At 36.9% G+C, this 13,469-nt stretch carries 12 protein-coding genes; 2 read left to right on the top strand and 10 right to left on the bottom strand.

Going from position 1 to position 13,469, the window contains the following annotated elements:
- Positions 1–12: 12 nt before the first annotated feature.
- The 4 genes from KYG33_RS00060 to KYG33_RS00045 form a co-directional block, all read right to left on the bottom strand.
- Positions 13–1,605 (bottom strand): MFS transporter, encoded by a 1,593-nt coding sequence (locus tag KYG33_RS00060; protein ID WP_180565546.1) that lies wholly within the window; start codon positions 1,603–1,605, stop codon positions 13–15.
- 103 nt (positions 1,606–1,708) lie between these two features.
- On the bottom strand, positions 1,709–2,827 hold the full coding sequence (locus KYG33_RS00055) for an HlyD family secretion protein (protein WP_077415022.1): 1,119 nt from the start codon (positions 2,825–2,827) through the stop codon (positions 1,709–1,711).
- A gap of 24 nt (positions 2,828–2,851) precedes the next feature.
- A complete protein-coding gene (locus tag KYG33_RS00050) occupies positions 2,852–4,162 on the bottom strand; it encodes a TolC family protein (RefSeq protein WP_077415024.1) in 1,311 nt (436 codons plus the stop codon).
- Positions 4,163–4,251: 89 nt separating this feature from the next.
- A complete protein-coding gene (locus KYG33_RS00045) occupies positions 4,252–5,097 on the bottom strand; it encodes a helix-turn-helix domain-containing protein (protein ID WP_180565545.1) in 846 nt (281 codons plus the stop codon).
- A 74-nt stretch (positions 5,098–5,171) separates the two neighbouring features.
- On the opposite strand from KYG33_RS00045, the gene KYG33_RS00040 reads away from it, so the two are divergent.
- Positions 5,172–5,645, top strand: coding sequence for a DUF962 domain-containing protein (locus KYG33_RS00040; RefSeq protein WP_077415028.1), 474 nt, complete (start codon positions 5,172–5,174; stop codon positions 5,643–5,645).
- Here the strand turns inward: KYG33_RS00040 and KYG33_RS00035 are convergent.
- Positions 5,642–6,709: a DUF2891 domain-containing protein gene (locus KYG33_RS00035; RefSeq protein ID WP_219072448.1), complete on the bottom strand. Its 1,068-nt coding sequence runs from the start codon at positions 6,707–6,709 to the stop codon at positions 5,642–5,644. The two genes, KYG33_RS00040 and KYG33_RS00035, sit on opposite strands and share 4 nt — an antisense overlap.
- 183 nt (positions 6,710–6,892) lie before the next feature.
- Between KYG33_RS00035 and KYG33_RS00030 the strand changes: the two genes are divergently transcribed.
- A complete protein-coding gene (locus KYG33_RS00030; protein WP_219072447.1) occupies positions 6,893–7,783 on the top strand; it encodes a DUF4349 domain-containing protein in 891 nt (296 codons plus the stop codon).
- Between the two features lie 185 nt (positions 7,784–7,968).
- Here KYG33_RS00030 and KYG33_RS00025 read toward each other — a convergent pair whose 3' ends face one another.
- From KYG33_RS00025 to dnaA, 5 genes are all read right to left on the bottom strand, one after another.
- A complete protein-coding gene (locus KYG33_RS00025) occupies positions 7,969–9,771 on the bottom strand; it encodes a lytic polysaccharide monooxygenase (RefSeq protein ID WP_077415034.1) in 1,803 nt (600 codons plus the stop codon).
- A 487-nt stretch (positions 9,772–10,258) separates the two neighbouring features.
- Entirely contained in the window at positions 10,259–10,957 is a 699-nt protein-coding gene (locus KYG33_RS00020; RefSeq protein ID WP_219072446.1) for an SAM-dependent methyltransferase, read from the bottom strand.
- Positions 10,958–10,961: 4 nt separating this feature from the next.
- Positions 10,962–11,462, bottom strand: a complete 501-nt coding sequence (locus tag KYG33_RS00015) for a nuclear transport factor 2 family protein (RefSeq protein ID WP_219072445.1) — start codon at positions 11,460–11,462, stop codon at positions 10,962–10,964.
- Between the two features lie 2 nt (positions 11,463–11,464).
- Positions 11,465–11,917, bottom strand: coding sequence for a low molecular weight protein-tyrosine-phosphatase (locus tag KYG33_RS00010; RefSeq protein WP_219072444.1), 453 nt, complete (start codon positions 11,915–11,917; stop codon positions 11,465–11,467).
- Positions 11,918–12,014: 97 nt separating this feature from the next.
- Positions 12,015–13,469 (bottom strand): chromosomal replication initiator protein DnaA, encoded by a 1,455-nt coding sequence (gene dnaA / locus KYG33_RS00005; RefSeq protein WP_077415042.1) that lies wholly within the window; start codon positions 13,467–13,469, stop codon positions 12,015–12,017.

Genomic DNA, 13,469 nt, shown 5'->3' with positions numbered 1-13,469 from the left:
ACAAGGTATCTTTTATACTGCAGGTCCTGCAGCATCTTTTATTTCTTCTAATAATTTTTTTCTTTCCCGAAGTCTTCTTCTCGCAATTACAGATTTACCACCAAGAACTCTCACAAATCTGAAATACTGAAAACGTTTTGCTCCAAAGTGATGCGTGGCAACATAAATCAATACTCCAAACCCGACTAAGATGATATATCCGAATATCTTTTTGGTGGCTATGATGATGGCATTAAGCTGAATCGGTTTCATATTGGCTGCTACATTCTGAGGAGTAACAGTCATTCCATCCATATAAACGGCGAGATCTCCTATTGCTATAATCTGGAAACGGTATTGAAACCAGGCATAGAGTGTTGAAAAAATCCCTACTGCAAGAAAAGTTCTCCAAACCAGTACAAGCCCGATAGCAGCAAGCATTTCATCCATTTCAAGCTTATCCAGTGTATAAAACCATACGGAAATAAACAGTGAACACATTCCGTAGCCTTTTAAAAACATAGGCAGATACCAGCTGTCATAACTGAATTCCAATACCATAGAAAAGTACATGATGATGGCATATCCAACCATAGCTGAGAAACCGGAAAAAATATACATTTTCAAAGGTTTTTCTTTTTTAAACCAGAAAATTGCAATGACTCCGGCTAAGATAATTCCGGGAATCATTAGTAAACTCAGTCTGGTATTTGTCAATTGGTCATACCCTAATACACCAACCGCAAAAGTATTCTGAATAGAAGCTGTTCCTAAAAACATTCCCAGCCAGAAAAGCATAAACAACCCATGCTGTACATTATTCTTTGTGAAAATTTTGAATGAAAGGTAGGGTCGTTTTAAGGTCAGCTGACGAATAGAAAGCAGTGCAAAGCTTACAAAAGCTGTAATACTTGCGTAAATAATATTCTTCGAATTGAACCAATCTTGCTGTCTTCCAAACGAATAAACATAGGCTGAAAACATAAAAGTTGAAATGAAAAGCAAAATACTCAACCAGTCAATATAATGCAGCGGAACTTTTAACGCAAAATATTTATTATGCATAAAAATCCAGTGTATTAAAGCTAAAATAAAGCATAAAACAGCTGTGAACAGATAAAACTGCTGCCAGTTGTAAAGAAGGGCAAACTCAGCTGCATAATAGGTAGCCACCTGATTCATCACAAGAACGAATGTATAGAAAGCCCCATAAAATACTCCGCGGTTTCCAATCATAACCATAAGTGGCAGGAAGAGTTCTATAGTTACCATCATCTTCATAAAACCAATAAGTAAAGAAGTAAATATGAAGATTACCGGCTGTAAGGTAGTCCCGTTCACATAACTAAGCAATCCTAAAAGCACCAGAAGTAAAACCATCTTATCCCTTACCTTGAATCTCATTTTAATTCTGAGAACAACAGGCATACAGGCTCCCATTCCAATGGTAGTTGCATAGTTAGCCCACATAAAATATTCTGTCATGGCACCGGTACCGCTTACCAGAGAGCTGATATTCCCGGTATACACCCCACCAATCGGCATTACCACAGCAAGCAGTAATACAATCAGCAGCAGCTGTACGGGTTTCGGTACCCAGTCGCTATATAATCCTTTGTTGTACATGATTCTTTTGGATAATAGATTTCAGATATCAGATGGCAGACTTTCAACATTCAACCTTAGCTTTCCCTACGCATAATGTCTGGAATCTGATATCTTCCATCTTTTAGTCTTTGTTAATATTCACATTCATATTCATTCCGGCACTCAGTTTATCCAGGTCTTCTTTTTTGTTGGAAGCTGTAAACTCTATTCTTACAGGAATTCTCTGCTGCACTTTAATAAAGTTTCCGGTAGAGTTATCTGTAGGTACACTCGAATATCGTGATCCTGTAGCCGCTGAAACAGCAGTGACAACTCCTTCAAATTTTTTCCCTCCCAAAGCATCAGCTGTCATAGAAATTTTTTCTCCTACTTTAATATTTGGCATCTGGCTTTCCAGGAAGTTGGCTGTTACCCATTTCTGACCATTCAGAACGATGGTTGCAACCTGCTGTCCCGGTTGAATCAATTGCCCTTCAGAGATAGTTCTTCTTCCCATTACTCCATCATAAGGCGCCGTAATAACAGTATACGAAAGATTGATTTTCGCCATATCCAAGGCAGATTTTGTTCTTTTGATTTCAGCATCATTAATTCCCAGTCTGCTTTTCACTTCAGTAGTGGAAAGGTTCGCTGACTGTTTTTGATTCACTAAAGTTTCATAAGCAGCTTTTTGTGCATCGTATTCTGTTTTTACCTGATCATATTGCTGTCTTGTAACTGCTTCTGCTGATAAAAGATTTTTATAACGGTTTAAATTCTGCTCAGCATTCCATAATCTCGCTTTTGCACCTGCAATATTGGACTGCATAACGTTGACATTGTTGGAAACAGTATTTACAGAAGAACTTGTGGCTGTCTTTTGAGCCATCGCATTCTGATAAGCGGCTTCTGCCTGTCCCAATTGTGTAAGAATTTCACGTTCGTCAAGGACTACCAGTGTATCTCCTTTTTTTACATGCTGGTGTTCAATGAACTTAATTTCTTTGATATATGCCGAAACCCTTGTGTTAACAGGATTGATAAATTCTTCTACCTGTGCTGCTTCCGTATAGGTTTTGTTTCCGATATGGAAATATTCACGTATTAACCAGAATAATCCGAAACCGATCACCATGAAAACGATGATATTGGAAATGATGGCTCTGATTTTATTGGTTTTATTTTTCTTTTTTTTATTCTCTGCGCTTGGTGCAGCAGGAGTTGGTGTCGTATTTTGAGTAGTTTGTTCCTTGTTTTCCATTGTGTTGATTTTCAGTTTTAAAAATTAAAGTGTCCCTGTAGATTTCAAAAGGTTGTAATACTGATACAAAACATTGATTTCGGCGTTAGCATAATCAAGTTCCGACTGTAGTTTCTGGTTTTGGGCATCTATCATTTCTGCCTGTACTGCCAGCTGATTCAGATATTTGGCTTCCGTAATCTTGTAGTTTTCTTCTGCCAGTCTTTTGGAATCATTCAGAATATCCGCCTGCTGAATGGCTTCCTGATATTTTGTATAGGCTGCATTCACTCCCATATCCACATTCTGCTGTACCAGAGTCATTGCATCATTCGCCTGATTCTTTTGCAGCTCTCCTAATTTTACTTTTTCTTTCGTTTTATACAGTGTATCTATGTTATAACTCAAAGAAACTCCAGTCTGCCATCCTCCTGAATACATATCCAAAACAGGATTTCTGGTTGTAATGGGTCTTTGTAGAGTATATCCGCCAAATCCAGCCAGTGTAGGTGCATTGTCCGTTTTGATGATCTCAATATTTTTATCTGCAACCGCAATATTTTTTTGGGCAGATTTCAACAATGGATTACTTTCATGGGCAAGATCTGTATAATATTCCATGCCTATTCCGGATTCTTTATTTTCCAAACTCTCTGTAGGAACAATTTCTGTGTCAGAAGATAAACCTAAAGCAATATTTAAATTATAATTAAGGATTTTTTTATTGTTGGTAAGGGTTAAAATTCCCTGATCGAGATTTTTGATGGCCAATTCTCCACGAATCACTTCATTTCGTGTTACCATCCCCTGCTGATAGAACTTCTGGATATTTTTAAGACGTTCCTGAGCCAGTTTTTTGTTATTCTCAAATACCTCTTCCTGATTGATGATTTTATAGACATCCAGATAATTGGAAATCACTAAAAACTTTACATCCTGCTTATTTTTCTCTAAATCCAGTTCGGAAAGCTGTTCACGAAGTCCTGCCATTTCAATAGATTTATTCACCAATCCCCCTTTGAAGATCAGTTGTGTCGCCTGAACCGCATATGAGCTTCCATAATGCGGCATCGGAACATTTGTAGAATTTGAAAAATCTTTGTCAATGGCTACTGCATCCCCTAAATAGAATTGACTTGTAGAAGCCGTAATTGTGGGAAGTTTCTGAAGCTTAACAACATTCGTGTTTTGCTTTGCAATACCGATGTTCTGTGCAGACACTTTGAGCTGCTGGTGATTCTGAACAGCAAGTTCCGCTACCTCACCTGCGGTCATCTGCTTAATCTGTTGTGAAAAAAACAGCGCAGGAAAAGCTGCTATCAATACAGATAGTGCTGTTTTTATTTTCTTTGTCATTTTACCTTGTTTTACAGATGCAAAGTTAGGTCAACAACAAAATCAATCAAATGTTTGATTTTTGGAAAAAGATGTTCAAATGTAAGATTTTAGTTTTCAAACTGATGTCTGTACTGTGTAGGGCTTACCTTCAGATGCTTCTTAAAAAAGTGAGAAAATGAGTATTGATCACTGAATCCGAGAATAGAAGAAACTTCTGAAACCGGTTTACTGGAAGAGTTTAAGAGCACTTTAGCCTCATTGATGACAATTAAAGCAATGATCTCGCTCGCAGATTTGCCCGTAATGGTCTTCACTACGGAAGATAGATGTCTGGTTGTAATTGACTGCCGTCCGGCATAAAACTCAACCGTTCTCTCTGTAAGATGATGTTCCGCAATATCAGTAAGAAATACAAATACAATTTCTTCCTGCCTGGACATCTGGCTCATAGAACTGTTATCTTCCTTGGAAATAATCCCAGCCATCTGATAACAGAAAACAGAGAAAAGATGTTCTACCATTTCTTTCTTGTAAAGCATTTCTGTTTCAGAATCAAGGATATATTTCAGGAAATTAACACTTTTCCAAACGACTTCCATTTCGTCTTCGGGAAAAGGAACTCCTTTATTCATTTGCTGTCTGAAATAACGATAGGTAATGAGACGGTTAAATTTCAATGATAGAGCCGAAATAAATCCTCTTTGGTAAGAAACCATTCTGGACTGAAAATCGTCCGTCACAGAAATCACTTCATAAATAGTCTGTGGATCGGTTACCATAAACATGTTGGCAGAAACTTCCAGGTCACTGAAATGCTGGCGAAGTTTTATAGTTCCTGATTTAATAAATATAAAAGCAGGATTATCAGGACGAAACGGTTTGCCCACGGCTATTCGCTCGAAAATATTACGTTCCGTAAAAATATCAACTCCGAATTTTTCTAGGGCAGACATAAGACAAATGTAAGCAATCTTACCAGTGATTACAAAATTTTATTATTTTAGCACCAATCCAATTTTCTATTAGTATGAGAAAGGTTGATCTCTTATTTGCCGAATACAGTAAAAGCCATAGAAACGCGACCAACAAGTTTATTCACTGGATTTGTGTGCCATTAATCTTTTGGGCGGTTTTAGGTTTTGCATCCCTTATTCCCTCTCCTCATTTCTGCGCTTCCTATTTCGGATGTGTCAGCATCATTAGCCTTATTATGATTGTTCTTATAACATTATTCTATATAAGACTTTCTCTTTTGATGGCTATCGTGATGGCTGTTATCATACTTATTCTGGAGCATTTCATTTATCTGACCAATATCAGTTTCGGAAAGCAGTCATGGATCGTTTACGTTTCTGTATTTGTTATTACCTGGATTTTTCAGTTGATAGGGCATAAAATAGAAGGACAAAAGCCGTCTTTCCTCAAAGATCTTCAGTTTCTTTTGATAGGACCTATCTGGCTTTTAGGCTTTATTCTGAAAAAAACCGGAATCAAATATTAATCTTCCAGGGCATATACTGCAAAACTTGCCAGCCAGTGGTCTCCGCCATAATTCCCTTGAAACAATAAAGGCAAACCATTAGCAAGAAATACATCTGCCGTTTTTCTGAATTCTTTTTTCAGTGGATGGTTGGCAGGAAGTGCATTTGAAATCCCTTTCATACACCATGCCTTTGAAAAAGATAATCCCACAAGATGAACGGTCTGATAATCACTAAGATCACTTACCACAGGAATTTTTTCAACATTTTCCAGACTTCTTTTTTCATAGAAAGCACTCAGCCATTGCACAAATTCTTTTTGTGGAAGAACTCTGCGCATCAGATCTGCAATTTCCAGACTTGGCGAAAAGAAATCCGATCCGTCCGGTTCCAGATAAGCAGGGGTTTTCTGGTCTTTTAAGAAAAAATATTTGGACTTTTCTATCAACTGGTTTTCAAACTCTTTATCTTTATTAGCTCTTGCCCAATCTATAGCAAAAGCCATTGCAAATGCAGTATTGGGATGAACTCCGGTTCTGTTTGGATAGGTTTGCTTTGGAAGATAGGTTTTCCAGGATTTCAGAATCTGATCGGTTAGCGGTTTCAGGTTCTCATGCCATATTTTAGCTTTCGGATGATCCCAATTGGTAAGCTCTTCATCCAGTTTTAAAATCCATGCCCATCCATAAGTTCTCTCGAAAGTTCCTGTCAGCTGATATTTTGTAAAATAGTCTGCTTCTGTCTTTAGTTTATCCTTCTGAAATGATTCATCCAGGATTTTTTCAATTTCTTTAGCACTAGGCAGATTGGGTTTTGTTTTCAAAAGTCTGGTCAGCATCCAGTGTCCATGAACAGAGCTATGCCAATCGAAACAGCCATAAAAACTAGGGTGAAGATCTTTGGGAGTCAAAGGAACCTCACCTGCATTATTGATAATATGGGCTGTTTTATTTGGGTATTCCTGATTGATACAATGAAGTGGCTTATCAGATAATTTCATAGCCATCTCGTCTGTAAGTTTCGGAGCTTCCTGGGCATACATCAGAAATGGAGAAAACACAAATGCTAAAAGACTTTTTTTCATGAATTAAAAATAGAAATAATTTACTGTTTCAACAATTTTCCGGACCTATTTTGAGTTCATTCTGCTTATTTTTTCGCTTTCCTATATGTATTTTGATCTTTTATTTAAAAATTTAAAACAAATCTGGAGCACAATCATTTTTAAGCACACTTTTTGATCATACCCCTAAAAATTAATTTACCCATGAAAAACATTATTCTCCTATTATCAGGTCTTGTTCTGATCAACTGCAGCAAATCAGGCGGTGAAAAATATGAAGTGAAGGCTGATCTGATGGAAGTTATTCCGGAAGATAAAGCATCTGCTGCTTCTGTACCTGTGCCTCCGCCACTTTCTATTTCTGAAAAACTGCTTCCCGATGAAAACAGAGTAAACAAAGATGTTTATACTCCCAAGAAAACAGATACAATTTCCAAAAAAATTATCAAAAACGGAGATATGAAGATTCAGGTGGGTGATATTAAAAAAACTCAGAATCAGGTCAATGAGATTATCAAAAAAAATAAGGCCTATATACAAAAGGAGGAGTTCCAAAACACCGATATGGATGATAATCTTACGCTGATCATCCGTGTACCTCATAAAAATTTTGATGCTCTCATCAACTCATTTTCGGACGGAGTAGGATCTGTCTTATCTAAAAATATTTCATCCAATGATGTGACAGAGGAATATACTGATGTAGCTATAAAACTGGCCAACAAAAAAATATATCTTGAAAAATACCGTGACATGCTTAAAACTGCTGCTACCACAAAGGATATGCTGGAAATTCAGGAAAATATCCGGGAGCTGGAAGATGAGATTGATGTGGCAGAAGGCAGACTTCGTTTTATAGATGACCGTGTGAATTACAGTACACTGAATTTAAATCTGTACAAAGAAAAAGTGAGAAGCTCAGCTACCTCAAAAATCGGTTTTGGAAGCCGTTTTATAGATTCTTTGGCTGAAGGCTGGAACAGTTTTGTAAGTTTTCTGCTGGGAATGGTCTCGTTGTGGCCGCTTTTCTTGCTTATTCCTATTATTATCATTCTTTGGAAAAAATGGAAGTCAAGGAAAAAAGATAAAAACTAATATATAAAAAACCCGGGCATCTTCGATGCCCGGGTTTCTACTGCATTATCAACAATTTATACTGTTTCCAGTATAGTCTTTAAAACAAGAATAATGCAATAGCCTTGTTAAGAGCTGTTAAATATTTTTATAATTTCTGACAAGAAAAAGCCGCCTTATCACAAAGACAGCTTTCTTGGTTTTATTTACTTCCTGATGGTTTTAGTAATACTGTTTCCATCTTTATAAAGGATTTTCACAAAATATATTCCAGACTGAAGGTGGCTGATATTCATATTGTCCTTTCCTGGATTCATAAAGGTCATTATCTGATGCCCTTGAGGAGTAATGATATCTACTCTCTTTATTTTGCTGTAATAACTTTCAGGTGCAAAATTGATCAAATGCTCAGATGCTATTATTGAAAGATCATTTTCTTTATTGGTAAGACCTGATGTTTTGCAGCTTTGTCCTTCATTACAATCATTTAAAACTTTCCATACAGCGTTATTTCCCGGTGCTTCTCCCGGATTCGCATACCATTTGTTTTCCCATATCTTGCAGGCATGGAATACCTTCGTTCCTGCTGTTGGATAATTTTTCACCGGATTATATTCCTGTGCTCCACAATAAGTAACCGGACCACTTGATTCACAACCTGAACCTTCGGTGCATACACTTACTTCCTCCCATACCATATTTGTCCCCGGAAGTTCTCCCGGATTTGCATACCACTTATTTTTCCAGATTTTACAGGAGTAGAAAACTTTCGTTCCGGCTGTAGGATATGCATTGGCAGTATTATACTGCTCTACCCCACAGTAGGTTTGGCCATTACCCGGCATAACTTTCTTAGTTCTTACTTTTAATTCATTACTCATATCAGAGAGCTGATCATTCATCGCAACAGATCTTACTGTATAACGATATTCTGTATCTTGTGCTAAGCCGGTTCGTAAAAAGCTTGTTTGCACAGTCTCTCCTACTTTGATTCCATTTTCAAACACTTGGTAATTTTTGATGCCTTGTGTATGCGTAGAGGTCATCCACATAAGTGACACAGAGTTCTCGGTAACGCTCATTGAATGAAGGTTATATGGCGCTGTAGGTTTTTCAGGAATATCTTCACCGTTCGTTTTTACATTGAGTGGTGTACTTTTCCCTGAAGTGAGTCCTGAAGAACCTTTTGCCTGTATTTCATACGTATAAACCGTATTAGCAGTCAAGCCGGTATCTTCAAATGTTGCAGCACTTACCTGCTGAATATTCTGTCCATTACGGAAAACGTTATATGAAACGGCATCTGACTGTGGATTCCAGCCTATTTTAGCAGAAGAACTGGTAACTCCAAGCTGGGTTAATCCTGTAGGAGTAGCCGGTATAGAAACTCCTGTCCCGGATGTTACGTTAACATCAATTACATTATAAAATGCATTGGCAGTATCTGCTACATCCCAAACCGCTAAAATAATATGGTAACCTGTACGGTTTGCAGGAACTGTAATCTGATGGGAAACATTATCCTGTGGTGGTGTACCATTATGCACAACTGTACCAATGAGTTCAAGATCTTGGCGAGAAAGAGGTTTACCAGAATCCCAGCCTTGTTTTGTCATATAATAATGCCATTTTGCGGTTGCATGATACGCCAGATATTTCCAGATAAAGGCATTCACACCGGTGGTGATATTTGTTTTCTTCCATCGGTCAGCTGTTTGAATATCCAGTGTAGTATCTCCGCCAATACTTCCATTAGCAGAAGCGATCTTTCCGTCTATAGGACCGGATGCAGGGAAACCTTTTGGGGCTTCCAGAGATCCGGGCTCATTAATTACTGAGCCATATTTTCCAAATGCTACAGAATAGCCGAGCGCAGCCTTATCAAGACTTCCCTGATATCCTCTTGAAGCAGGACTCAGTACATATCCGTGTGCGGACAGATGAATTAAAGAAGGTACCAGTATGGCCAGCATCAGCAATACCGGAAAAAAAATTTTACGTGTAATCATATTTAAGTATTTGGTGTTGAGTTTATTTGATCAATTTTATACAAAATTGAATTCTAAAATTATCGCCTTCTTTATAATTAAAGAAACACGAAAAATATTAGCTTAAATCTACGAAAACAGTTTAAATTATAAAATTTATAATAAAAATTAGATTAAATAACAAAATATAGTTAATATTATAAATTAACTTACAAATTTGCGCCCCATAATACATTATATATAATTATATAATTAGAATATTTTACACCATGAAAATACAATAATTTACATAAAAATTGTCACACATTGTTGAAATAATGTCAATTTAAGTCCATATTGAATAGCTGGAAGAATAAAAGAGAAGTTCAGAAGAAATCATAATTATAACATTGAAATCTCTCTTCAAATAAAAAGAAAAAGGATCTGAGAAATAATTCAAAATACCTTTCTGGTTTTCAAACAAAAAAAATACTCCTATGCTTAGATTGTAAAGCTATAGGAGTAAAGTTTATTTCCCAAGTACGAATACCGCAGGAATTTTATGAAGTTCCGGCTTCTGTTTCTGCCAGTCTTTTATAGATTTTGTTTTGATGAATTCATGTTCCGGATCGTTGATATTGGCCGCAATACACAGCTTGGTATTAGGTGATAAAAACTTGCACAAATCTTCAAAAAGCTGATTGTTTCTGTAAGGTGTTTCCATGAAAATCTGTGAATATCCGGTTTTCTGAACAAGGCTTTCAAGATTTGTGATATGCTTCTTTTTCTCTCCTTTATCAATAGGAAGATAGCCATGGAAGGTGAATTCCTGTCCGTTGAATCCGCTGGAAATCAAAGCAAGTATAATGGATGAAGGACCTGAAACAGGGATTACTCTGATGTTTTTCTCATGGCACCATTTCACAATCAGATTTCCGGGATCTGCAATACAAGGCAATCCTGCTTCTGACAGCAATCCGAAGTCCTGGCCTTTCAGCATCAGTTCCTGAGCTTCTTTAATATCTGCATTTTCTGTGTATTTATCTAATAAAAATAACTTCAGATCAGCCTGCTTCTTTTCCGGAGCAAAAAATTTAACAACCTTTCGAGCTGTTTTCTCATTTTCCACAAAGAAGTAATCTGTCTGCATGATATAATCCTTCAAAACAGGTGAAAAGTGGTTGATAGAAGTGTTTTCTGATAAGTAAGCAGGGAGTAAAAAAAGCATCGTATTATTTTTTAGTTCTTTCGTTTAATGAAGGTTGCAGGAAGTATTTTGTAAGATCCATAGAAAAGGTAACGGAAGTGATCTTCCAGGTTCCGTTGATCTTCATCAGTGTCCAGATCTCCTTTCCCCAGTTTTCCATTTTACCGTCGTACCAAAAGCTGTAATCGAAATTGGCAGAAGCTATTGCTCCATCTTCCACGATCTTAATATTGTCAAATTTCTCTTCAGATTTGTCATCTTTAAAACTTTGGATAAAAGCCTTATAGTCATCTGCAAAGTAATAGTCTGCCTTAGGATTTTTATCAAGGCGTTTGGCCTGTGTTCTGTCTTTGTAAATTCCGGTCCAGAGTACAGGTTCCTGAAATAAAGAGAGATATTTGGCTTCATCTCTGGATTTAATGCATCCCATAAAGTCATCCATTACTTTACGGATCTCAATTTCATCTTTGGTTTGGGCAAAAGAGAAATTAAAGCTTACCAAGAGGAGTAACAGCAGTTTTTTCATGATTATGATTGAGATATTTGGTTCTTAATAGCATCACATCCTCTATCCAGCAGCTGAAAGACCTTTTCAAAATCGCTCATATCTCCCCAATAAGGATCCGGAACCTCAGCATTTTCATGATCTCCCAATACTTCTAGAAATAAAGATAATTTCTGTCGTTCTTCTTCATTCATGGTTTTAGAAACCACATCTTGTAATACATCAATATCCATACAGTAGATCTTATCAAAGGTTTCAAAATCCTTTCTGGTGATGGGTCTTGATCTCTGTTTTGAGATATCAATATTATGGTTGGCGGCAGTTTTAATGGCTCTTTTGTCTGGATGCTCCCCTTGATGCATTGAAATGGTTCCGGCTGAATCTACCACAAAGTTTCCCGGCACCTTTGTTTTCATAATTCCCTCTGCCAAAGGGCTTCGGCATATATTCCCCAGACAAACCATTAATATTTTCATATTCTATCTATTTAAAAAGAGTCTTTGTTCCAACAAAACTAAATAAAAAATGAAGAATAAAACTATCCTTCATTTCAATTTATTTTGTTCAACAATGTTATTGTTTGATTCTTTCTGTAAGGTCTTTTACGTACTTCTTGATTTCTTTATCAATTTTCGATACATCTTTGATCGTATCACAAGCATACATTACTGTAGAGTGGTCTTTCCCTCCCATTTCTTCACCGATTTTAGTAAATGTAGAGTTGGTGAATTCTTTAGAGAAGTACATGGCAAGCTGTCTTGGTAATGCAATCTCTCTTTTTCTTGTTTTTGACAGTAATTGTTCTTTTTTGATTCCAAAATAATCACATACAACTTCCTGGATGTAAGGAATGTTGATGATCTTTTTCTGGTTGGCAGCAATCCTGTTGATGGTCTCCTTAAGCAATTCAAGACTCAGGTCTCTCTTGTATACGGTAGAGTAAGCGATCACAGAGTTAATTACTCCGATAAGTTCTCTTACATTGGTTTTCGTTTCCACAGCAAGGAAGTCAAGCATATCTCCCGGAAGAACAATTCCGTCTCTGCTTAGTTTATCTTCAATGATTTGTCTTCTTGTAGATAAATCCGGAGATTTGATTTCTGCAGAAAGTCCCCATTTGAAACGGGAAACAATTCTCTCCTGAATATCCATAATATCAGCAGGAGCTTTATCTGAAGTAAGGATAATCTGTTTTCCGTTCTGATGCAGATGATCAAAAATATGGAAGAAACTATCCTGTGTTGCTGATTTTCCTGATAAGAACTGAATATCATCAATAATCAGTACGTCAACCATTTGATAGAAATTCGCAAATTCTGTCTGCTTATGTGCTTTGGCAGCAGAGATAAACTGCTGGATAAATTTTTCAGAAGACAGATAAAGGACTACTTTATCAGGGAACTGATTTTTTACTTCAAGCCCCACAGCTTGTCCTAAGTGGGTTTTTCCAACTCCATAACCTCCATATAAGAATAACGGGTTGAAGGCAGTTGCTCCAGGTCTTTTTGCAATGGATCTGGCTACAGTGGCTGCAAATTTATTGCTTTCCCCTTCTACATAACTATCAAAAGAATAGTCAGGCTTAAGGTTAGAATCTATATTTACTTTTCTTATTCCAGGAACTACAAAAGGATTTACAATATTAGCAGAGAATCCTTGTGGCATTGTTTCCTGTGTTTTCGGAGTAGGAACACTTTGTCCCTTGATGTTCATGGTAACTGGTTTTTCTTCACCTTTTGGTCTGTTTTCCATCACAGAATACCATAATTTCACTCCTTTTCCAATATTTTTCTTCAGGGCAGCAGAAAGTAAGGACAGGTAATTGTCCTCTATATATTCCTTGTAAAAATCGCTCGGTACGATAAGCGTAAGGTTGTTTGCTACTAATGAAAGTGGCTGCACCTTATCGAATAACATATCGAAAGATTTTTCAAGTTTTTTCAGGTCAGAATTGTCTTCAGCTGCGTTCAGGTTATCACGCATAAACTGAAGGCATTTCTGCCATATCATCATTAAATTGTCATCCAT

Origin of the sequence: Chryseobacterium sp. D764 (assembly GCF_019317325.1) — a bacterium.
In the GTDB taxonomy this organism is placed as follows: Bacteria; Bacteroidota; Bacteroidia; order Flavobacteriales; family Weeksellaceae; genus Chryseobacterium.
The sequence above is the reverse complement of the archived record's forward strand: the minus strand, read 5'-3'. Positions and strand labels throughout refer to the sequence as shown.

What these genes read in the sequence shown, in the direction of transcription:
- KYG33_RS00060 (WP_180565546.1), bottom strand. Translation starts at nt 1,605, where the DNA reads ATGTACAACAAAGGATTATATAGCGACTGGGTACCGAAACCCGTACAG.
- KYG33_RS00055 (WP_077415022.1), bottom strand. Translation starts at nt 2,827, where the DNA reads ATGGAAAACAAGGAACAAACTACTCAAAATACGACACCAACTCCTGCT.
- KYG33_RS00050 (WP_077415024.1), bottom strand. Translation starts at nt 4,162, where the DNA reads ATGACAAAGAAAATAAAAACAGCACTATCTGTATTGATAGCAGCTTTT.
- KYG33_RS00045 (WP_180565545.1), bottom strand. Translation starts at nt 5,097, where the DNA reads ATGTCTGCCCTAGAAAAATTCGGAGTTGATATTTTTACGGAACGTAAT.
- KYG33_RS00040 (WP_077415028.1), top strand. Translation starts at nt 5,172, where the DNA reads ATGAGAAAGGTTGATCTCTTATTTGCCGAATACAGTAAAAGCCATAGA.
- KYG33_RS00035 (WP_219072448.1), bottom strand. Translation starts at nt 6,709, where the DNA reads ATGAAAAAAAGTCTTTTAGCATTTGTGTTTTCTCCATTTCTGATGTAT.
- KYG33_RS00030 (WP_219072447.1), top strand. Translation starts at nt 6,893, where the DNA reads ATGAAAAACATTATTCTCCTATTATCAGGTCTTGTTCTGATCAACTGC.
- KYG33_RS00025 (WP_077415034.1), bottom strand. Translation starts at nt 9,771, where the DNA reads ATGATTACACGTAAAATTTTTTTTCCGGTATTGCTGATGCTGGCCATA.
- KYG33_RS00020 (WP_219072446.1), bottom strand. Translation starts at nt 10,957, where the DNA reads ATGCTTTTTTTACTCCCTGCTTACTTATCAGAAAACACTTCTATCAAC.
- KYG33_RS00015 (WP_219072445.1), bottom strand. Translation starts at nt 11,462, where the DNA reads ATGAAAAAACTGCTGTTACTCCTCTTGGTAAGCTTTAATTTCTCTTTT.
- KYG33_RS00010 (WP_219072444.1), bottom strand. Translation starts at nt 11,917, where the DNA reads ATGAAAATATTAATGGTTTGTCTGGGGAATATATGCCGAAGCCCTTTG.
- dnaA (WP_077415042.1), bottom strand. Translation starts at nt 13,469, where the DNA reads ATGGATGACAATTTAATGATGATATGGCAGAAATGCCTTCAGTTTATG.